This is a genomic window from Citrobacter sp. RHB21-C05 (assembly GCF_013889015.1).
Classification (GTDB): Bacteria; Pseudomonadota; Gammaproteobacteria; order Enterobacterales; family Enterobacteriaceae; genus Citrobacter_A; species Citrobacter_A sedlakii.
The window spans coordinates 1,616,502-1,638,332 of the sequence record NZ_CP057611.1; the positions used below are offsets into that span (position 1 = coordinate 1,616,502).

General features: G+C 53.2%; 19 protein-coding genes. 13 read left to right on the top strand and 6 right to left on the bottom strand.

What is annotated here, in order from left to right; all coding sequences use genetic code 11:
• Positions 1–8 precede the first annotated feature (8 nt).
• Complete coding sequence (gene dld, locus HVX72_RS07705) at positions 9–1,739, bottom strand: D-lactate dehydrogenase (RefSeq protein ID WP_181822908.1); 1,731 nt, start codon at positions 1,737–1,739, stop codon at positions 9–11.
• Between the two features lie 216 nt (positions 1,740–1,955).
• Between dld and bglX the strand changes: the two genes are divergently transcribed.
• The 5 genes from bglX to HVX72_RS07730 all read left to right on the top strand — a co-directional run bounded on the left by bglX (position 1,956) and on the right by HVX72_RS07730 (position 8,152).
• The gene (gene bglX, locus HVX72_RS07710) at positions 1,956–4,253 is read left to right on the top strand and encodes a beta-glucosidase BglX (protein ID WP_042284453.1); all 2,298 of its coding nucleotides are present in this window, start codon (positions 1,956–1,958) and stop codon (positions 4,251–4,253) included.
• A 143-nt stretch (positions 4,254–4,396) separates the two neighbouring features.
• On the top strand, positions 4,397–5,314 hold the full coding sequence (locus HVX72_RS07715; protein ID WP_042284451.1) for an ABC transporter substrate-binding protein: 918 nt from the start codon (positions 4,397–4,399) through the stop codon (positions 5,312–5,314).
• Between the two features lie 16 nt (positions 5,315–5,330).
• Positions 5,331–6,497, top strand: a complete 1,167-nt coding sequence (locus HVX72_RS07720; RefSeq protein ID WP_042284449.1) for an ABC transporter permease — start codon at positions 5,331–5,333, stop codon at positions 6,495–6,497.
• Positions 6,490–7,437, top strand: a complete 948-nt coding sequence (locus HVX72_RS07725; protein WP_181822909.1) for an ABC transporter ATP-binding protein — start codon at positions 6,490–6,492, stop codon at positions 7,435–7,437. Before HVX72_RS07720 ends, HVX72_RS07725 begins: the two co-directional genes overlap by 8 nt.
• Positions 7,421–8,152: an ABC transporter permease gene (locus HVX72_RS07730; RefSeq protein WP_181822910.1), complete on the top strand. Its 732-nt coding sequence runs from the start codon at positions 7,421–7,423 to the stop codon at positions 8,150–8,152. The genes HVX72_RS07725 and HVX72_RS07730 overlap by 17 nt, the downstream gene beginning before the upstream one ends.
• On the opposite strand, the gene HVX72_RS07735 is transcribed toward HVX72_RS07730, so the two are convergent.
• A complete protein-coding gene (locus tag HVX72_RS07735; protein ID WP_042284438.1) occupies positions 8,133–8,240 on the bottom strand; it encodes a protein YohO in 108 nt (35 codons plus the stop codon). The two genes, HVX72_RS07730 and HVX72_RS07735, sit on opposite strands and share 20 nt — an antisense overlap.
• A gap of 59 nt (positions 8,241–8,299) precedes the next feature.
• A complete protein-coding gene (gene mlrA, locus HVX72_RS07740) occupies positions 8,300–9,031 on the bottom strand; it encodes an HTH-type transcriptional regulator MlrA (RefSeq protein ID WP_181822911.1) in 732 nt (243 codons plus the stop codon).
• Positions 9,032–9,254: 223 nt separating this feature from the next.
• Here mlrA and HVX72_RS07745 point away from each other — a divergent pair, with 223 nt between their 5' ends.
• From HVX72_RS07745 to HVX72_RS07755, 3 genes are read left to right on the top strand one after another with little or no spacing between them, the layout of a single operon-like run.
• Entirely contained in the window at positions 9,255–10,940 is a 1,686-nt protein-coding gene (locus HVX72_RS07745; RefSeq protein ID WP_181822912.1) for a sensor histidine kinase, read from the top strand.
• The gene (btsR, locus tag HVX72_RS07750; protein WP_181822913.1) at positions 10,937–11,656 is read left to right on the top strand and encodes a two-component system response regulator BtsR; all 720 of its coding nucleotides are present in this window, start codon (positions 10,937–10,939) and stop codon (positions 11,654–11,656) included. Before HVX72_RS07745 ends, btsR begins: the two co-directional genes overlap by 4 nt.
• A 46-nt stretch (positions 11,657–11,702) precedes the next feature.
• A complete protein-coding gene (locus HVX72_RS07755; protein ID WP_042284424.1) occupies positions 11,703–12,191 on the top strand; it encodes a DUF1456 family protein in 489 nt (162 codons plus the stop codon).
• 32 nt (positions 12,192–12,223) lie between these two features.
• Here HVX72_RS07755 and metG read toward each other — a convergent pair whose 3' ends face one another.
• A complete protein-coding gene (gene metG / locus HVX72_RS07760) occupies positions 12,224–14,257 on the bottom strand; it encodes a methionine--tRNA ligase (RefSeq protein WP_181822914.1) in 2,034 nt (677 codons plus the stop codon).
• Positions 14,258–14,422: 165 nt separating this feature from the next.
• Here metG and apbC point away from each other — a divergent pair, with 165 nt between their 5' ends.
• The 5 genes from apbC to HVX72_RS07785 all read left to right on the top strand — a co-directional run bounded on the left by apbC (position 14,423) and on the right by HVX72_RS07785 (position 20,791).
• Positions 14,423–15,532, top strand: a complete 1,110-nt coding sequence (gene apbC, locus HVX72_RS07765; RefSeq protein ID WP_181822915.1) for an iron-sulfur cluster carrier protein ApbC — start codon at positions 14,423–14,425, stop codon at positions 15,530–15,532.
• Positions 15,533–15,968: 436 nt separating this feature from the next.
• Positions 15,969–16,502, top strand: coding sequence for a fimbrial protein YehD (gene yehD, locus HVX72_RS07770; RefSeq protein WP_042284416.1), 534 nt, complete (start codon positions 15,969–15,971; stop codon positions 16,500–16,502).
• A 55-nt stretch (positions 16,503–16,557) separates the two neighbouring features.
• Positions 16,558–17,238 carry a fimbrial assembly chaperone gene (locus HVX72_RS07775; RefSeq protein WP_181822916.1) on the top strand — a complete coding sequence of 227 codons (681 nt, stop codon included), beginning with the start codon at positions 16,558–16,560 and terminating at the stop codon, positions 17,236–17,238.
• A 28-nt stretch (positions 17,239–17,266) separates the two neighbouring features.
• On the top strand, positions 17,267–19,753 hold the full coding sequence (locus HVX72_RS07780; protein ID WP_181822917.1) for a fimbrial biogenesis outer membrane usher protein: 2,487 nt from the start codon (positions 17,267–17,269) through the stop codon (positions 19,751–19,753).
• A 15-nt stretch (positions 19,754–19,768) separates the two neighbouring features.
• Positions 19,769–20,791 (top strand): fimbrial protein, encoded by a 1,023-nt coding sequence (locus HVX72_RS07785; protein WP_181822918.1) that lies wholly within the window; start codon positions 19,769–19,771, stop codon positions 20,789–20,791.
• Positions 20,792–20,834: 43 nt separating this feature from the next.
• Here HVX72_RS07785 and rcnB read toward each other — a convergent pair whose 3' ends face one another.
• Together rcnB and HVX72_RS07795 are read right to left on the bottom strand one after the other, a co-directional pair.
• Positions 20,835–21,167: a Ni(II)/Co(II) efflux transporter accessory subunit RcnB gene (rcnB, locus tag HVX72_RS07790; protein ID WP_042284405.1), complete on the bottom strand. Its 333-nt coding sequence runs from the start codon at positions 21,165–21,167 to the stop codon at positions 20,835–20,837.
• Positions 21,168–21,410: 243 nt separating this feature from the next.
• Positions 21,411–21,806, bottom strand: coding sequence for a hypothetical protein (locus HVX72_RS07795; protein WP_181822919.1), 396 nt, complete (start codon positions 21,804–21,806; stop codon positions 21,411–21,413).
• Positions 21,807–21,831 lie beyond the last annotated feature (25 nt).

The following is a 21,831-nucleotide window of genomic DNA, read 5'->3' on the forward strand; positions in this document are numbered from 1 at the left end:
GGGTCTGCTTACGCGGTTTGCCCGGTAGAGGGGTCTTTCCAGAATTTCTGCTTGCTGGTTTTGCCAATTCCGGGATTCATACTGTTGGTCGGGTCATTTTCGCGATAAAAACGGGTCAACGCCTCCGGCGCTTTGTACAGATGCCCGACGTTGTGCTCGGCGGGATACTGCGCGCCGCGCTGGTGAAGCAGTTCAAGCATCTGCGCTTTCAACGCATGTACGTCAACGCCTTTTTTAACGATGTAATCCTGATGGAAGACGTAGCACATAAAGTGTCCGTAATAGAGCTTATGCACTAACTGGCTGTCAAGTTCCGGCGGCAGATGTTCATACCACTCAGTGTCATTACGACGCAAGGCGATGTCCAGCGCCAGAATATCCTCCACGTCATCGGCATGCACTGCCTGATAGCGGATTGCCGCGCCCGCCGCCGCGAAACGGTGCAGGAATGCTTTGCTGCCTTCCTCCGGCGTACAGGCGAAGAAGTCGCCTTCCGCGGTTTTAAAGAATTCGCTCAGCCAGCTTTGCGCTTCCGCCACGCCGTCCCCGGCCATTTTTAACAGCAGATGATGCTCGTATTTATCGCGCCAGCTTTTCATTCGCGGCGGCAAATGACTGGGGAACAGATGACCAAACTTCTGCATTGCGCGATCAGTGAAGTGCGGACGGAAAAATTTCACTTTCTCCAGCATTGCATCGGTACGGCCCTTCAGGGTAAAGAAGAACGGCATTTTGTCGGTACCGAGCTTGTCGATCATCAGGAACGTATCTTTACCGTACTGCTCCGCGATATCGTAAATATCACGATGCATGTACTCGCCCGCGACTGGCAGATTCTCAAAGTTTGCCAGAATATGGCGGCGGATTTCGGTCAGCACGTCAGGCTGATTGGTGCCGATGTAAAACACCTGCTGGTTTTTTTCCGCTTCAAAAGTGTCGAGGCGTACCGCAAACACCGCCAGCTTTCCGGCGCAGCCGGAGGCTTCAAACAGGCGGTCCGGGTCGGCGTTATAACGCGCCGGCGTGTCAGCCTCGATATCGCGCACGCGGGTTACGTAGTCGTGATCGTGGGCGTGACGCCCGTCGTGACGCACGTTTTCTTCTTTGATGCGCTCATCGTCCAGTTGACTGAGGATCTGCTCCGGCGTTTGACCAAGGTCGATGCCGAGATGGTTGACCAACTGGAGCTTGCCGTTTTCATCAATACGCGCAAACAGCGACATTTCGGTATAGGCAGGGCCGCGCTGAACCAGCGAGCCGCCGGAGTTATTACAGATACCGCCAATCACCGAGGCGCCAATGCACGACGAACCAATGACCGAATGCGGTTCGCGCCCCAACGGTTTCAGCGCTTTTTCCAGTGAATACAGTGTGGTGCCCGGCCAGGCCAGCACCTGCTCGCCTTTGCCAAGGAGATGCAGCTTGTCGAGGCGCAGAGTGCTGATAATCACAATATCGCGATCGTAGTCGTTGCCGTTCGGCGTTGAACCTTCGGTCAGGCCCGTGTTGGCGGCCTGCATCAGAATAATTTTGTCGGCATTCACGCAGGCGTTAAGGACGCGCCAGAGTTCAAGCAGCGAGCCGGGAAAGACCACCGCCAGCGCATCGCCCTGGCCGGAACGGAAGCCCTTGCGATAGCGGGAGGTTTTCTCAGGTTCAGTCAGCAGGTGTGAATGACCCACGAGACGGGCGAGTTCATTCAGAAAGGCTTTATTATCAGTTGTTGTCAGGGAAGACATTTTCCACTCCTTGTGGTGGGACAAAATATCACGTTCAAGCATAGCGCTTTGTCTGCCCCTGCGCTTACTCATTTACCCTGTCTGTGAATCAGCGGCGGTGAAAATTAAGAGAATAACCTTCGCTTTCTGCGTGGCTGCCAATTAGGCTTATGGCAACGTGCGGTTTTTGTTATATTTTCGCAGCCACGTCGGGCTAATGAGAAAGAGAGAAACAACATGAAATGGCTATGTTCTGTAGGTGTCGCGGTGAGTCTGGCGTTGCAGCCAGCGCTGGCGGAAGATCTGTTTGGTAACCACCCGCTGACGCCGGAAGCGCGGGATGCGTTTGTGACTGAACTCCTGACCAAAATGACCGTTGATGAGAAGATTGGTCAGCTTCGCTTGATTAGCGTCGGCCCGGATAACCCGAAAGAAGCGATCCGTGAAATGATCAAGGACGGACAGGTTGGGGCGATCTTCAATACCGTCACCCGCCAGGATATCCGCAAAATGCAGGATCAGGTGATGGAACTGAGCCGCCTGAAGATCCCTCTCTTTTTCGCGTATGACGTGTTGCACGGTCAGCGTACCGTTTTCCCCATCAGCCTGGGCCTGGCTTCCTCTTTTAACCTTGAGGCGGTGAAAACCGTCGGGCGCGTGTCGGCATATGAAGCGGCAGATGACGGCCTGAATATGACCTGGGCGCCGATGGTCGACGTTTCCCGCGACCCGCGCTGGGGACGCGCTTCCGAAGGCTTTGGCGAGGACACCTATCTCACATCGATCATGGGCAAGACGATGGTGGAAGCGATGCAGGGTAAAAGCCCGGCGGACCGCTATTCGGTGATGACCAGCGTGAAGCACTTCGCCGCCTACGGCGCGGTGGAAGGCGGCAAAGAGTACAACACCGTCGACATGAGTCCACAGCGTCTGTTTAACGACTATATGCCGCCGTACAAAGCGGGGCTGGACGCGGGCAGCGGCGCCGTCATGGTGGCGCTGAACTCGCTGAACGGAACCCCCGCCACGTCTGATGCCTGGCTGCTAAAAGATATTCTGCGCGACAAATGGGGCTTTAAGGGGATTACCGTTTCCGACCACGGCGCGATCAAAGAGCTGATAAAACACGGCACTGCCGCCGATCCCGAGGATGCGGTGCGCGTGGCGCTCAAGTCCGGCATTAACATGAGCATGAGCGACGAGTATTACAGCAAATACCTGCCGGGGCTGATCAAATCCGGCAAGGTGACGATGGAAGAACTGGACGACGCCGCCCGTCATGTGCTGAACGTCAAATATGATATGGGGCTGTTCAACGATCCGTACAGCCATCTGGGGCCGAAAGAGTCTGACCCGGCGGACACCAACGCCGAAAGCCGCCTGCATCGTAAAGAGGCGCGAGAAGTGGCGCGCGAAAGTCTGGTACTGCTGAAAAACCGTCTGGAAACCCTACCGTTAAAAAAATCCGGCACCATTGCGGTGGTAGGCCCCCTGGCAGATAGCAAACGTGACGTGATGGGCAGTTGGTCCGCGGCGGGCGTGGCGGATCAGTCAGTGACCGTACTGACCGGCATTCAGAACGCCGTGGGTGATAAAGCAAAAATCGTTTACGCCAAAGGCGCGAATGTCACTGACGATAAAGACATCGTCACGTTCCTCAACCAGTACGAAGAAGCGGTGAAGGTGGATCCACGCACGCCGAAAGCGATGATCGACGAAGCGGTGAACGCGGCGAAACAGTCCGACGTGGTGGTTGCCGTCGTCGGTGAAGCGCAGGGCATGGCGCACGAAGCCTCCAGCCGGACCGATATCACTATTCCGCAGAGCCAGCGCGATCTGATCGCGGCGCTGAAAGCGACCGGCAAGCCGCTGGTGCTGGTGCTGATGAATGGCCGTCCGCTGGCGCTGGTGAAAGAAAATCAACAGGCCGACGCGATCCTGGAGACCTGGTTTGCCGGTACCGAAGGCGGTAACGCCATTGCCGACGTGCTGTTTGGCGACTACAACCCGTCCGGTAAACTGCCGATGTCTTTCCCGCGTTCCGTCGGGCAGATCCCGGTCTACTACAGCCACCTTAATACCGGTCGTCCGTATAACGCCGATAAACCCAATAAATACACGTCACGCTACTTTGACGAGGCTAACGGCCCGCTGTATCCGTTTGGCTACGGTCTGAGCTACACCACGTTTACCGTGTCTGACGTCAAACTTTCCGCCCCGAGCATGACGCGTGACGGCAGCGTAACCGCGAGCGTGCAGGTGACGAACACCGGTAAACGGGAAGGCGCGACGGTGATTCAGATGTACCTGCAGGACGTGACGGCGTCTGTGAGTCGTCCCGTGAAAGCGCTGAAGGGCTTTAAGAAGGTGACCCTGAAACCAGGGGAAACCCAGACCGTCAGTTTCCCGATTGACGTCGAGGCGCTGAAGTTCTGGAATCAACAAATGCAGTATGATGCCGAACCGGGCAAGTTTAACGTCTTTATCGGCGTAGACTCAGCGCGGGTCAAGCAAGGGGAATTTGAGCTGCTGTAACAGAGACGAGAGGCGGGCGTAATCCCGTCTCTCTTTTTTGCGCTGGCGCGAAAAAACTGAATTCCCCGGTTAAAGAGACACTTTTCGACTATGCTTTTTGCTCAAGTCGCTGAAAAGGGCGGCAAAAGGATGAGGAAAGCATAATGACACTCTCAAAGATCTGTGCGGGCTCGCTGGCGCTGTTAGCGGCGGTGAGTTTACCCCTGCAGGCGGCGTCGCCGGTGACGGTGGGGTCGAAAATCGACACCGAAGGGGCTCTGCTCGGCAATATCATTTTGCAGGTGCTGGAAAGCCACGGCGTTAAAACGGTCAATAAAGTCCAACTGGGCACGACTCCGGTTGTGCGCGGGGCAATCACCTCCGGCGAACTGGATATTTATCCGGAATACACCGGCAACGGGGCTTTCTTCTTTAAAGATGAAAACGACCCGGCGTGGAAAAACGCCAACGCGGGCTATGAGAAAGTCAAAAAGCTCGATGCCGAACAGCATAAGCTGGTGTGGTTAACGCCAGCGCCCGCCAATAATACCTGGACCATCGCAGTGCGTAGCGATGTCGCTGAGAAAAATAAACTCACTTCGCTGGCCGATCTCGGACGCTACCTGAAAGCGGGCGGAACCTTTAAGCTGGCCGCCTCGGCCGAATTTATTGAGCGCGCCGATGCGCTTCCCGCTTTTGAAAAAGCCTACGATTTTAAACTGAGTCAGGATCAACTGCTTTCGCTGGCGGGCGGCGACACCGCGGTAACGATCAAAGCGGCAGCACAGCAAACGTCCGGCGTAAACGCGGCGATGGCTTACGGTACGGACGGTCCGGTGGCCGCGTTGGGGTTGCAAACCCTGAGCGATCCGAAAGGCGTTCAGCCGATCTATGCCCCTGCGCCGGTAGTGCGTGAAGCAGTGCTGAAAGACTATCCTCAAATGGCCGAATGGCTGCAGCCGGTATTCGCCAGCCTTGATGCGAAAACCCTGCAGCAGTTAAACGCCAGTATTGCCGTGGAAGGGCTGGACGCGAAAAAAGTCGCCGCAGATTACCTGAAGCAAAAGGGATGGGTGAAGTAAAAGGACTGAAATAAGGCTGGGTGACGTGGCAAAAGTCAGTATTAACCGCGTGCTGTTGCTGCTGGTGGCGCTCACCGCAGTTGCCGCCGCGCTGCCGTTCGTAAACTATGCTCCTAACCGACTGGTTTCTGGCGAGGGGCGTCCGATCTGGGCAGTCTGGCCCGGTTCGGTTTCGCTGCTGGTGGGCGCCGGGTGCGCCTTGCTCACGCTGTGCTTCGTGCCGGGAAGACGAGGCGCTGCGCTCACGCTTGCTGTTGCGCAACTGTTGGTGATCCTGATGCTCTGGAGCGCGGGAAAAGCCGCCAGCCATCTGGCTGAAACGGGCTCGCCGTTGGCGCGGACCAGCCTGGGAAGCGGTCTGTGGCTGGCGCTGGCGTTAGGGCTGCTGGCCTGTAGCGACGCGATTCGCAGAATCACCGTCCAGCCGCTCTGGCGCTGGGTTCTGCATGCCCAGATCGCCATCGTGCCGCTGGCGCTGCTGTTTTCCGGCGCGTTCGACGCGCTTTCTCTGCTTAAAGAATACGCCAACCGGCAGGACGTCTTTGACGACGCGCTGGCGCAGCATCTGACGCTGCTGCTGGGAACCGTTTTGCCTGCGCTGGCGATTGGCGTGCCGCTGGGCATCTGGTGCCACTTTTCCGCTGCCCGTCAGGGACCGGTGTTTACCGTGTTAAACGTGATCCAAACCATTCCGTCGGTGGCGCTGTTTGGTCTGTTAATTGCGCCGCTCGCCGGGCTGGTAAAGGCCTTCCCGTGGCTTTCATCGTTGGGCGTCGCGGGAACCGGTCTGACGCCGGCGCTGATCGCGCTGGTGCTGTACGCGCTGCTGCCGCTGGTGCGCGGCGTGGTCGCCGGGCTGGACCAGGTGCCGCGTGACGTGCTGGAAAGCGCGCGCGCGATGGGCATGGGCGCCGCCCAGCGCTTTTTTCACGTCCAGTTGCCGCTGGCGTTACCGGTATTTTTGCGCAGCCTGCGCGTGGTCATGGTACAAACAGTCGGGATGGCCGTGATTGCCGCGTTGATTGGCGCGGGCGGCTTCGGCGCGTTGGTTTTTCAGGGACTGCTCAGCAGCGCCATCGATTTAGTGTTGCTTGGCGTGATCCCGGTGATTGTGCTGGCGGTAGTGATTGACGCGCTGTTTGACTTAGGGAGCGCTTTGCTGAAGGTAACCCATCATGATTGAATTTAACCACGTGAGTAAAACCTTCGGTGAGCAGAGAGCGGTTAACGATCTCAATCTGCATTTTAAAGAAGGCAGTTTTTCGGTGCTGATTGGCACCTCCGGTTCGGGAAAATCAACCACGCTGAAGATGATCAACCGCCTGGTGGAACATGACAGCGGACGAATTCGCTTTGCCGGTGAGGAGATCCGCTCTCTGCCGCTGCTCGAACTTCGCCGACGTATGGGATACGCCATTCAGTCGATCGGTCTGTTTCCACACTGGACCGTGGCGCAAAACATTGCCACCGTGCCGCAGTTGCTCAAGTGGTCGCGACAGAAACGAGACGATCGTATCGATGAACTGATGGCGCTGCTGGGGCTGGAGCCGGGGCTGCGGGAACGCTATCCGCATCAGTTGTCCGGCGGGCAACAGCAGCGGGTGGGCGTAGCGCGCGCGCTGGCCGCCGACCCGCAGGTGCTGCTGATGGATGAGCCGTTTGGCGCGCTGGATCCGGTTACCCGTGGCGCATTACAGCAGGAGATGACCCGTATTCACCGCCTGCTCGGGCGAACCATTGTGCTGGTGACCCACGATATTGACGAGGCGTTACGCCTGGCGGAACATCTGGTACTGATGGACGGCGGCGAAGTGGTGCAGCAGGGCACGCCGCTCCAGATGTTGACCGCGCCGACCGATGATTTTGTTCGCCAGTTTTTTGGACGTAGCGAACTGGGCGTACGTCTGCTGTCGCTGCGTAACGTCGCCGACTATGTGCGGCGTGATGAGCACACTGACGGCGATGAGTTAACGGAAACGATGACGCTACGCGACGCGCTCTCCCTGTTTGTGGCGCATAACCGGGAAATCTTACCGGTGGTTAACCAGCATGGCGTTGCCTGCGGTACGCTGCACTTTCGCGATCTGCTTTCGGAGACGTTGCGTGATGAAACGACTGACTGATCCGCTGTTCTGGCTTATCGTCGTATTTGTGCTGATGCTGGTAGGCTTGCCGCATAGCGAAGCGCTGTTCGCTCGCCTGTTTCCTGAACTGCCGCGTCCGGTCTACCAACAGGAGAGCTTTGTCGCGCTGGCGCTGGCCCACTTCTGGCTGGTCGGCGTGTCGAGCCTGATTGCGGTGCTGATTGGCGTCGGGGCGGGGATCGCGGTCACGCGACCTGCCGGGGCGGAATTTCGCCCGCTGGTGGAAACCATTGCCGCAGTAGGACAAACCTTTCCGCCCGTCGCCGTGCTGGCAATCGCGGTGCCGGTGATGGGGTTTGGCCAGCAGCCGGCGATTATTGCGCTGATCCTTTACGGCGTGCTGCCGGTGCTACAGGCGACGCTGGCGGGGCTGGGGTCTGTCCCGGCAAGCGTACGGGAAATCGCCAGCGGGATGGGAATGAGCCGCGGCCAGCAGCTGCGAAAGGTCGAACTGCCGCTGGCTGCGCCTGTCATTCTGGCGGGGATCCGCACCTCGGTAATCATCAATATTGGCACGGCGACCATTGCCTCTACGGTTGGGGCGAGTACGCTGGGTACGCCGATCATTATCGGCCTGAGCGGCTTTAATACCGCCTATGTCATTCAGGGGGCGTTACTGGTCGCGCTGGCGGCGATCGTCATTGACCGCCTGTTCGAACGATTAGTTCAGCGGCTTAGCCAGCACGCAAAATGAAGGTATAACCCGCGAGCATGACGCCGCCGATACCGCCGATAGCCATGAGTAAAAAGAGGGCGATAACGCCGATTTTCGTTGCGCTCATGATGTTCTCCTTATGTTAACCAAGAGATTATACAGAGAAGCGCTCCTGTTAATGAATCATTAAATGCCAAGTGGGTAAATATCGTATCCCTGGGCACGCCAGGTCGCCAGTTGCTGTTGCTGCGCCGGTGTCTGGTTTTCGCCGCACCACACCAGGAGGGTGCGGCCTTCAAACTGCTCCGGGCGAAGCTGGTTCAGGGAGTGCGCCAGTACGTCAACGCGCCAGCCCTGCTGGCTGGCGATCCAGCCCTCAAGCCATAATCGGGTGGTGTCGTGAATATTCCAGCCTACCACCAGCGCGTCTTTACCCTGTTTCTTTCTCGCCGAGGCGAGACAAATCGCAATGTAGTTAATTAACACGCCGTCGAGAATGCCCAGCAGCGCCTGAAGCGTCGGCTGCGGGCACTGGAGACGGCGGCGTAGCGGAATAAACAGATGGCTGGTGAGCGTTTGCGCCGGATAATCCTGGCCGCGCTCTTTAAGCCAGACTCTGATGCTGTGCAGATTATTGTTTTGCAGGTAATGCAGGAGCGTTTCCTGATGCTCGCGCCAGCCGTTTTGCCGATCGAACGTGTCATTGTTCAACAGCACTTTGACTTTGCTGACCTGGACGCCGTTGTCGATCCAGCGTTTGATCTCGCGGATGCGGTCGATATCCGAGTCGTTGAAAAGACGATGTCCGCCGTCTGTTCGCTGCGGTTTCAGTAATCCATAACGCCGCTGCCACGCGCGAAGCGTGACAGGGTTGATATCACAAAGCAGAGCCACTTCACCTATGGTGTAAAGCGCCATCTTTTAATCCTTGCTCGCGAGGTCCCAGTTTAACTTTAGACGCTCTTTTTCGAACCAGGTAGTTTTGTCTGTTTTTTAATCAATTTAGCGGTAAAAATCTGAGAGTCGGCGGCGACATTGAGTGATCGTACTCACGATTTCATCTTTTTTTGCAACAGTTCAAAGAAAGATCAACGCAGTCGATGTATGTTACGCGGTTTTAATAGAAGTGTGGTCTGCGGGTATGTACGAGTTTAATCTGGTGTTGCTGCTGCTTCAGCAGATGTGCGTGTTTTTGGTTATCGCATGGCTGATGAGCAAAACGCGTCTGTTCATCCCCTTAATGCAGGTCACTGTCCGCTTACCGCACAAGCTGTTGTGCTACGTCACCTTCTCCATCTTTTGCATTCTCGGCACCTATTTTGGCCTGCATATCGACGATTCTATCGCCAACACCCGGGCGATAGGCGCGGTGATGGGCGGGCTGCTCGGTGGGCCGGTGGTCGGCGGATTGGTTGGGCTAACCGGCGGCCTTCATCGCTACTCCATGGGCGGGATGACCGCCCTGAGCTGCATGATCTCCACCATCGTCGAAGGTTTGCTCGGCGGGCTGGTACACAGCGTTCTGACGCGGCGGGGGCGGACCGACAAAGTCTTTAATCCGCTGACCGCAGGCGCGATTACCTTTGTCGCCGAGCTGGTGCAGATGCTGATCATTTTGCTGATCGCCCGGCCTTTTGACGATGCGTACCGACTGGTCAGTAATATCGCCGCGCCGATGATGGTGACCAACACCGTCGGGGCGGCGCTGTTCATGCGCATTCTGCTCGACAAGCGCGCCATGTTCGAAAAATACACTTCGGCGTTTTCCGCTACCGCCCTGAAGGTGGCGGCCTCGACGGAGGGGATTTTGCGCCAAGGCTTTAACGAAGTGAACAGCATGAAGGTCGCGCAGGTGCTGTACCAGGAGCTGGATATCGGCGCGGTGGCGATTACCGACCGGGAGAAGCTGCTGGCTTTTACCGGCATTGGCGATGACCATCACCTGCCGGGCAAGCCGATCTCATCGAGCTATACGCTGCGGGCGATTGAAACCGGCGAGGTGGTTTACGCCGACGGTAACGAAGTGCCGTACCGCTGCTCGCTGCATCCCCAGTGCAAACTGGGATCAACGCTGGTGATCCCGCTGCGCGGCGAAAACCAGCGGGTGATGGGCACCATTAAGCTGTATGAAGCCAAGAACCGCTTGTTCAGCTCCATCAACAGGACGCTCGGGGAGGGGATTGCCCAGCTGTTGTCCGCCCAGATTCTGGCCGGACAGTACGAGCGCCAGAAAGCGATGCTGACCCAGTCGGAAATCAAGCTGCTGCACGCCCAGGTGAATCCGCATTTTCTGTTCAATGCGCTCAATACCATTAAAGCGGTGGTGCGCCGCGACAGCGAGCAGGCGGGCCAACTGGTGCAGTATCTGTCCACCTTCTTTCGCAAAAACCTGAAGCGACCCTCAGAAATTGTGACGCTTGCCGATGAAATTGAGCACGTCAACGCCTATCTGCAAATTGAAAAGGCGCGATTTCAGTCGCGCTTAAAGGTGAATCTGAACGTGCCGGAGGCGCTGGCTCACCAGCAACTTCCGGCGTTTACCCTTCAACCCATTGTAGAAAACGCCATCAAACACGGCACATCGCAACTGCTGGAGACGGGCGAAGTGTCCATTACCGCCCGTCAGGAGGGACAACACCTGATGCTGGACATAGAAGATAACGCCGGGCTGTATCAACCGACGACCAATGCCAGCGGCCTGGGAATGAATCTGGTGGACAAACGCCTGCGTGAGCGTTTTGGCGATGACTATGGCATTAGCGTGGCCTGTGAGCCTGACCGCTTTACCCGAATAACCCTACGACTTCCGCTGGAGGAGAACGCATGATTAAAGTGCTGATTGTGGATGATGAACCGCTAGCGCGGGAAAATCTGCGGATCCTGCTACAGGAACAGAGCGATATTGAGATTGTCGGGGAGTGCGCGAATGCGGTAGAAGCGATTGGCGCGGTGCATAAATTACGCCCGGACGTGCTGTTCCTCGACATTCAGATGCCGCGCATCAGCGGACTGGAGATGGTCGGTATGCTCGACCCGGAACACCGTCCATATATCGTTTTTCTGACCGCTTTTGATGAGTACGCCATCAAAGCCTTTGAAGAACACGCCTTTGATTATCTGTTAAAGCCCATTGAAGAGGAGCGTCTGGAGAAAACCCTTAACCGCTTGCGCCAGGAGCGCAGCAAACAGGACGTTTCCGTGCTGCCGGAAAACCAGCAGGCGCTGAAGTTTATTCCCTGTAGCGGACACAGCCGGATTTATCTGTTGCAGATGGATGATGTCGCTTTCGTCAGCAGCCGAATGAGCGGCGTTTTTGTCACCAGCAGCGAAGGTAAAGAAGGCTTTACCGAACTGACGCTCAGAACACTGGAAAGCCGTACGCCGCTGCTGCGCTGCCACCGGCAATATCTTGTGAACATGGCGCATCTTCAGGAGATTCGGCTGGAAGATAATGGCCAGGCGGAGCTGATTTTACGCAACGGATTAACCGTGCCGGTGAGCCGTCGCTATCTGAAAAGTTTGAAAGAGGCGATTGGCCTGTAAAACTGGTACACTGCGCGCCATTGCATCATCGACAGTTGAAGGCTCTATGCTTAGTAATGATATTCTTCGTAGCTTGCGCTACACCCTGAAAGCCAATAATAACGACATGGTACGCATTCTTGCGCTTGCCGGTATGGAATCGACCTCTGCGGGTTTTGATACCTGGATGACCAAAGAGGATGAAGACGGTTTTGTGCGCTGCCCGGATATTGTCCTGAGCGGATTCCTCAACGGCCTGATTTATGACAAGCGCGGAAAAGACGACTCTGCGCCGGAATTGGCCCTCGAACGCCGCGTGAATAACAACACGGTGCTGAAGAAACTGCGCATCGCGTTTTCTCTGAAAACGGACGATATCCTCGCCATCATGACCGAACAGAATTTCCGCGTATCAATGCCGGAAATTACCGCGATGATGCGCGCGCCGGACCATAAGAACTACCGCGAGTGTGGCGATCAGTTTATGCGTTATTTTTTACGCGGGCTGACGAACCGGGAACATAGCGCGAAGCCGCCACAGGGCAAGAAGGCGTAAAAAAAAGCCGGAGACGATCTCCGGCTTTTTGGTTATTTAACCTGCTGACCCGGCTTTGCGCCTTCGTCAGGGGTTAACAGAAAGATATCTTTCCCGCCCGGGCCTGCGGCCATCACCATCCCTTCCGAGATGCCGAAGCGCATTTTACGCGGCGCGAGGTTAGCAACCATTACCGTGTGGCGGCCAATCAGCGCCTGCGGGTCAGGGTACGCGGAACGAATGCCGGAGAAGACGTTACGCTTCTCGCCGCCGAGATCCAGCGTCAGGCGCAGCAGCTTGTCGGAACCTTCCACAAACTCGGCGTTTTCAATCAACGCCACGCGCAGATCGACTTTGGCGAAGTCGTCAAAAGTGATGGTTTCCTGAATCGGATCGTCCGCCAGCGGACCGGTGACCGGCGCTGTCGCCGCCTTTACTTCCTCTTTCGACGCTTCAACCAGCGCTTCGACCTGCTTCATGTCGATGCGGTTATACAGCGCTTTGAAGGTATTTACCTTATGGCCCAGCAATGGCTGCTGGATAGCATCCCAGGTCAGTTCGGTGTTGAGGAAAGCCTCCACGCGTTCGGACAGGGTCGGAAGAACCGGCTTCAGATACGTCATCAGCACGCGGAACAGGTTGATGCCCATTGAGCAGATCGCCTGCAGGTCGGCGTCACGGCCTTCCTGTTTAGCCACAACCCACGGCGCCTGTTCGTCCACGTAACGGTTTGCCAGGTCGGCCAGCGCCATGATTTCACGGATCGCTTTGCCAAATTCGCGGCTTTCCCACGCGTCGCCAATAACCGCTGCCGCGTCGGTGAAGGTTTTATACAGCTCAGGGTCAGCCAGCTCCGCCGCCAGTACGCCGTCGAAACGTTTATTGATAAAACCCGCGTTACGCGACGCCAGGTTAACCACCTTATTAACGATATCGGCGTTGACGCGCTGCACGAAGTCTTCCAGGTTCAGGTCAATATCGTCGATGCGGGAAGAGAGCTTGGCGGTGTAGTAGTAGCGCAGGCTGTCGGCGTCGAAGTGGTTCAGCCAGGTGCTGGCTTTAATGAACGTTCCGCGAGACTTGGACATCTTGGCGCCGTTCACCGTCACGTAGCCGTGTACAAACAGGTTGGTCGGCTTACGGAAGTGACTGCCTTCCAGCATCGCGGGCCAGAACAGGCTGTGGAAGTAAACAATGTCTTTGCCGATAAAGTGATACAGCTCGGCGCTGGAGTCTTTTTTCCAGTATTCGTCGAAGCTTACGCTGTCGCCGCGCTTGTCGCACAGGTTCTTGAACGACCCCATGTAGCCAATTGGCGCATCCAGCCAGACGTAGAAGTATTTGCCCGGCGCGTTCGGAATTTCAAAGCCGAAGTAAGGCGCGTCGCGGGAGATATCCCACTGTTGCAGGCCGGATTCGAACCATTCCTGCATTTTGTTCGCGACCTGCTCCTGCAACGCGCCGCTGCGGGTCCACGCCTGTAGCATTTCGCTGAACGACGGCAGATCAAAGAAGAAATGTTCAGAGTCGCGCATCACCGGCGTCGCGCCGGAAACCACGGATTTCGGCTCGATCAGCTCCGTCGGGCTGTAAGTCGCGCCGCACACCTCGCAGTTGTCGCCGTATTGGTCGGGCGATTTACATTTCGGGCAGGTGCCTTTCACAAAACGGTCCGGCAGGAACATGCCTTTTTCCGGATCGTACAGCTGAGAAATGGTGCGATTTTTAATGAAGCCGTTTTCTTTCAGACGGGTGTAGATAAGCTCTGACAGCTCACGGTTTTCCTCGCTGTGCGTGGAGTGATAGTTGTCGTAGCTAATGTTGAACCCGGCGAAATCGGTCTGGTGCTCCTGACTCATCTCGCCAATCATCTGCTCCGGCGTAATGCCAAGCTGCTGCGCTTTCAGCATGATCGGCGTGCCGTGGGCGTCGTCGGCGCAGATGAAGTTGACCTCGTGGCCGCGCATTCGCTGGTAACGGACCCAGACATCAGCCTGGATGTGCTCCAGCATATGGCCGAGGTGGATTGAGCCGTTGGCGTACGGCAGCGCGCACGTTACCAGAATTTTCTTCGCGACTTGAGTCATAGTAGGTATTACTTCTTCTCTGTTAAAAGGGGGTTTTGATGTTACCTGAAAGGTAATAACTACGCCAAGAAATAAGGGCATCAAACCATAAATGATTAATCATTACCGCTGGAGTACACTAGGTCGCTACACTTGTACTTTTCAGAACAACAAAAAGGAGTCGGGATGAACGCACAATCCCAGGCCAAATCACCAGAGACCCTGCGCGCGATGGTCGCCGGGACGCTGGCGAATTTTCAGCACCCCACTTTGAAGCATAATCTGACGACCCTGAAAGCGCTGCACCATGTCGCGTGGATGGATGACACGCTGCACGTTGAGCTGGTGATGCCATTCGTCTGGCATAGCGCGTTTGAGGTGCTAAAAGAGCAATGCAGCGCTGATCTGCTGCGTATCACGGGTGCGAAAGCGATTGACTGGAAACTGTCGCATAACATCGCCACCCTGAAGCGGGTGAAAAATCAGCCGGGCGTGAACGGGGTGAAAAATATCATCGCGGTCAGTTCCGGGAAGGGCGGGGTCGGTAAGTCTTCTACCGCAGTTAACCTGGCGCTGGCATTAACGGCGGAAGGGGCAAAAGTCGGTATTCTTGACGCCGATATCTATGGCCCGTCGATCCCCACCATGCTGGGGGCGGAAAATCAGCGCCCGACGTCGCCGGACGGAACCCACATGGCGCCGATTATGTCGCATGGCCTGGCAACCAATTCCATTGGCTATCTGGTAACCGACGATAACGCGATGGTATGGCGCGGCCCGATGGCCAGCAAAGCGCTGTTGCAGATGCTGCAGGAGACGCTGTGGCCGGATCTGGATTACCTGGTACTGGATATGCCGCCGGGCACCGGTGACATTCAGCTGACGCTGGCGCAGAACATCCCGGTAACCGGTGCTGTGGTGGTGACCACGCCGCAGGATATCGCGCTGATCGACGCCAAAAAAGGCATCGTCATGTTTGAAAAAGTCGAGGTGCCGGTACTCGGTATCGTCGAGAATATGAGCATGCACATTTGCAGCAACTGCGGCCACCATGAGCCCATCTTTGGTACCGGCGGCGCGGAGAAGCTGGCTGCGCAATATCACACCCAACTGCTGGGGCAGATGCCGCTGCATATTAGCCTGCGCGAAGACCTTGACCGCGGTACGCCAACGGTAACCAGCCGTCCGGAAAGCGAATTTACCGCAATGTACCGTGAGCTGGCGGGACGTGTTGCCGCGCAATTGTACTGGCAAGGGGAAGTGATCCCCGGAGAAATCGCCTTCCGCGCCGTGTAATACCGCCTGACCGCCTGACATGGATACGTTCACCGCATCAGTGCTATATTGATGTGGTGAATGATTTGAGTGGTTCACTTCAGGTAAATTCCCCTCGCGCCTTCCCTTTGGCGTTGACTGCAAAAACAACGCGTTCTTTACTCACCCTGAATAACGTTATATTTACGCCTGTAACGTAATACAGATCATTTAAATGAATGATTTGTATTTTTATATTCCTCAATAAAATAAAAAGCCTCTTAAACGCGTATTAATTCATTAATTCTAAATATACCTTTAAGCTTAATTCATTTGTTGCAATTATATTGCGCAATGTAAATTGTTTTAAATCAATAAAACAACGCGTTCACATTGCGATAACTTTCTGAGAGTGTAAATTTCACTGCGTTGGAAACACACTGTAATAAACGGAAATATCTTTAATAGGGAAAAGACTATGAACAATTCTATTATTGCTGCTGCAGTACTGTCGGGTATTTTTATGAGTGCAGGGGCGTTTGCTGCAAATGAGGATATGGGGGAATTAAAAATCAAAGGCGAAATTGTGGGTACATCCTGTACTTTCGAAGGAGAAAATAACGCGACTATTGAACTGTCCCAGGTCGGTGCCGACAGATTAACGGGTTTAAACGCAGGTGACGTTTACAGCGGATATACAAGCCCGGAAGTTAGCTTACAAGTTAAATGTGCAGATAATAATAATCCGCGTATTAGTTTTAACCCTTCACAGTTTGTGGATGGGTTAAAGGTGACCAGAAATAACGCCGACGATAATGGGGCCGGTTTCGCGGTTTATCTTAATGGGAGCCAGGTAAAACCCGATGAAGCGGGTAATTTCCCTCTCAACAAAGATGATGCTGTCAATGGCGTTTATACTATGAAATTTTTTGCCCGCTATGCGGCGGTGACAACGAGTGTCACTCCCGGCCCTGTTGAATCCGTTCTGACGATGACAGTCCTGACCGACTAAATATTTTGGGCGGCTAAATTTAGCCGCCTGCCTTACATGTAAAAGGTTAACTGCCATGAAAAGAATTATAGCGTTATGGCTGGTCTGCGCCGCTATGCCAGCGTGGAGCGGCATTTATATTTATGGAACACGCGTTATTTATCCCGCACAGAATAAAGATATTACAGTGCAATTAATGAATGATGACAAGCGAAGCGCTCTGATTCAGGCATGGATAGATGATGGCGATACCAGTCTGCCGCCGGAGAAAATACATGTTCCCTTTATGGTGACGCCGCCCGTCATCAGGGTCGCGACCAATTCAGGTCAGCAGCTGAAAATTAAGCAGCTTGCTCATCATTTACCGTCGGATCGTGAGAGTATGTTCTATCTGAACGTTCTGGATATTCCTCCAAACTCAGAAAGCAGCAAAGATAAAAATGTCATTAAATTTGCTTTGCAAAACCGAATAAAATTAATTTACCGACCACAAGGTATCAGGAGAGTTGATAAAAATACGTTTTCTCGCTTGCAGATTATCCGTACGCATACCGGGATAAAGCTAAAAAATAATTCAGCGAATTGGATTACCATTCCGGAAATTAAAGCGAAAGATAAAGTCAACAAACAAACGCTGCTGCTTGCCCCAGGAACGTCCCAGGCAATAACTTGCACGTCAATTGCGAATGACTTTACCGTGACGTTAATCGATGATTCAGGAAATTATTTGAGTGAATTAATAAAAGCAATAAATTAAAAATGGAAATAACATCTAAGGATAGGTAATGGAAAAGTTTAACACCATCACTCTGTCGATACTTTCAGCATTGCTCATTTCGCCCGCGTGGGCAGAAGAAGAATCATTCGATACGCATTTTATGTTCGGCGGAATAAAAGGCGAAAAAGTATCCCGATATCAGATCGACAGTAATAAACCTATGGCCGGGGTCTATGAGATGGATGTCTATGTCAATAAAGAGTGGCGCGGTACTTATAATATTGACATTCAGGATAAGACGGAAAATACCTGCATTCACCGGGAACTGATCGCCAGCCTGGGAATCAAATATCCGTCTCCAGTTGAAAGTTTAAGAAACGACTGCGTTCCTCTCAATAGTGTGGTGCAAGGTGGTAGCGTATTCTATGATACGGGTTCTTTTAACCTTTATCTTAGTGTGCCGCAGGCGTTTGTGCTGGAATATGAAGCTGGGTATTCGCCGCCGGAAACATGGGATCGCGGGATTAACGCTTTTTATACCTCTTACTATGCCAGTGAATATTATAGCCATTATAAAAAGGGTGGCAGCGAGAAAAATACGTACGCGAACTTTGTCAGTGGGGTAAATCTACTGGGCTGGCAATTACATTCAAACGCGAATTTTTCCAAAAACGAGAACGCGAAAGGCAAATGGCAAAGCAATACCTTATATCTGGAGCGTGATTTCCCTTCGGTGATGGGAACGATGCGAATTGGCGAGCAGTACAGCAGCGGGGATATGTTCGAAACGGTACGCTTTCGCGGCGTGCGCTTCTGGCGGGATATGCAGATGTTGCCGCATTCTAAGCAAAATTTCGCTCCGGTTGTACGTGGTGTGGCGCAAAGCAATGCATTGGTAACGATTGAGCAAAACGGCTTTATTGTCTATCAAAAAGAAGTGCCCCCGGGGCCTTTTATGTTTGAGGATCTTCAGCTCGCCGGGGGCGGCGCCGATCTTGACGTGAGCGTTAAAGAGACAAATGGTTCCGTTTCTCGTTATATTGTTCCTTATTCTTCGGTTACCAATATGGTTCAACCAGGCGTGGCGAAGTATGAATTTGTCGCCGGGAAAAGTGATATTGAGGGAGCATCCGAGCAAACCGATTTTTTGCAAGGAACCTACCAGTACGGGATCAATAACCTGTTGACGCTATATGGCGGAACAATACTTGCCAACGATTATCGCTCGTTCACCCTTGGGTCAGGGTGGAATACATTTATTGGTGCGGTCTCTGTCGACGGAACACTCTCGTATAGCAAGCAGGACAATGGCGATGCATTGGACGGGCAAAGCTACCAGGTCGCCTGGAATAAATATTTACCGCAGTCGGCTACCCATTTTTCTCTTGCGGCTTATCGTTATTCATCACGTAACTATCGGTCTTTTAACGATCATATTTGGGCCAATAATCGGGATCATTATCAACGTGATGAGGATGATATATATGATATTGCAGACTATTACAAAAATGATTTTGGGCGTAAAAATACGTTCACGCTCAATATCAACCAGTCTTTGCCGGATGGCTGGGGTTATTTTACCGCCAGCGCGTTATGGCGAGACTATTGGGGACGTAGCGGTAGTGGAAAGGACTACCAGTTAAGTTACAGCACCGCATGGCAACGCGTGAGCTTTACCTTATCCGCCACTCAGACGTATGACAGTAACAACCGGGAAGACAAACGTTTTAATCTCTATTTCTCAGTCCCTTTTTCGTGGGGAGAAGCGGGGTCTGGCGTGCATCGCGAAAGCCATTTTTCGAATTCCACCACCTTTGACGAAAAAGGTTATGCGTCAAATAACGCCAGCTTAAGTGGTACCTTTGGCCAACGCGATCAGTTTAATTACACCACGAATCTAAGCAATCAGCGGCAGGAGCACCAAACGACATTTGGCGGAGCGCTAACCTGGAATACACCGTTAGCGACCGTCGCAGGCAGTTACAGCCAGTCCAGTCATTATCATCAGGTTGGCGGTAATATCCAGGGGGGGCTAGTGGCCTGGTCCGACGGCGTCCATTTAGCGCCGCGTCTTAATGATACTATTGCGATTATTAAGGCGCCGCACCTTAACGATGCGACCGTGCAGGGACGATCATATTTACGCACCAATGCGAAGGGTTACGCTGTCTATGAAGCATTAACCCCCTATCGGCAAAATTTCATTTCACTGGACGTCTCTGATACTGACAGTGAGGTCGCCCTGGTGGGTAACCGGAAAGTCACTGTACCTTACCGTGGGGCAGTCGTGTTAATGGTATTTGAAACGGAAAAAAGTAAACCGTTTTATTTTCAGGCCCGGCGTCTGAATGGCGAACCGTTACCCTTTGGGTATGAGGTTGAAGATCATCACGGAAATAATGTTGGGCTGGTAGGTCAGGGAAGCCGGATATTCATTCGTACTGAAACCGTCCCCTCGTGGGTTAAAATCGCTACAGATAAACAACAAGGTCTTTTCTGTCAGATCACATTTGATAAGCAGATAGATGAAAACAACATTTATATTTGTCGTTAATATGCAGGTGATGCTATGAAAAGACTGTTATTTTTGTTTATGTTATCGTTATTGTCTCAGTTTAGTTATGCAGCATGCAGTGCGACAATAACGAATGCCAAAGATTATACTATTATTTCCGATAGCCTGATGCTGGGCGGTGAGGAGACAGTTATTATTGCTAACACTTTTAATGATACTAACTGTACTGGTAATGATACCGTCTCTAAATTAGAAGCATCTGAACATATTATAGGCATGGGTCCAAATGATAGCGTTGAATTGAAAGTGAAAGTGGAATGGCAAAGCAGTGCTTCGATAAGTATGCGTAACAAAAATGGTGTAATCGATTCGCCTTTTAAAATTACGCTATCTGAAATAAATACCACGGAAGCTGTGACGTATTCTGCGCAGGGGGGGTACTCTGCCACATTAGATAATATCGCCGTATTGTCAGGTGCAACAAATCAAAGAAGTTTAGGGGAATGGTTATACATCGGTTTACGGTACCTTGCGTGTCTGGGTAATCGTGAGTGTATAGCCGGAATTTTAGCTTCGCTGAATGGACAGGGAGTTTATAAGTCTAATTTAACAATAACGTATCATCGGAAAGAAACCACCTGTGCTCCGCAAAATTTAACTATTTCGTTGGATCCGATCCCTGTCACCAAACTTCGTACTAAAGGAGAAGTGAATGAATTTATGCAACAAGGCGATATTCTCTTAGACTGTAAAAACCAGGTGCGTAACGCGGCGTTGGCATCCCGGCAGATTTCCGTCAATCTGCGAAGCGACTTTGTCTGGGATGAAAATGAAGCAGTACTGACCCCCGATACAGAAAACGGGGTAGGATTTATACTCAGGGATGCCGGTCGTCAACCGCTCAAAATAAATAAAGGGACCACACTAAACAGTACGTTCAAAACGTTTAGCAAAGGCAGCGCCGTCAACGCGGTAGAATCCATTCCTGTTTTTGCCACCTACTACGTAATTGATCCCAAAAAAGTTAAAGCAGGCGCCTTGCAATCCAAAGCGTTAATCATTGTGACTTATAACTGAGCATCTTCTTGCCGCACTCTCCTGGAGGAGAGTGCGTATAGCGTCACCGATGATAAAAAATTTCGCCGTCGTAGGCTTTGATGATCTTACCGTCAGCGTCGTTGATCAGCACATACGCGCCGCCCATGTAGGTCCAGTGGGTTCCGGCATCGGGTGCGGGCAGATTACGTAATTTCCACTGTTTGATGTTGTACTCATCGGTGCGGTACATCTCGGGAACCGTATCGCCGGGTTTAAAATGGGTGAAGTCAGCCACGAAGCTGCTGAGCTCATATTGATCAATCCCCTTTGCGGCGACGGTTGTAGCAGGTGCGGCCCAGACCGCGCTGGAAGCGAGCAGCAATGCGCCCAGCAACATAGTATTTTTTATACCCATACACACTCCACTCTTCGGGTTATCCATCAAGGTCGTACATGATTCAACCGCAGAGCCAGGTCAGGCAAGCGCCTTTTTGTGAGATTCCCGGCTTTTGAGTAAAAATTGTAACCTTCCTCTCCGGCGTTTCACAAACAGAGATTACTTCCGCCGCATCTCATTGCGACATGAGATATGTCTTATCTGAACAGACTGACTGGAGGAAAGCGTTCGAGGAAAACCCCGCGCCGGGCGGGGGAATGGTTATTTCTGCACCACCTGAAGGATACCGTGTACGCGGCTATGCGCTTTACTGTAAGAGGCCGTTTCAACCCCTTCATCATTAAGCGAGATGGAGAGGATATATCCGTTACCGCTGACTTCGTAGTAAGCGGCATTGACGCGTTTGACGGTCGCTTTTTTGTGATTAATATGTGCAACGGTAAATCCGTTGTTAATTCTGGCGTTCATCCCCGGCCCGCTGAATTCTGCCATTCGCAATGGATCGGCAACATGACTGGCGTTCGCTGCCTGTGCATGTTGCGCTATATCGTTAACATTTTTTTGCCCACCGTATTTTGCCATGCTGTCGGCTGGCGACGCACATGCCGCCAGCGCGACGACAACAGGAATCAGACATAACCTCGTTACGTTTTTCACATCATCACCATTACATTTAACCCCA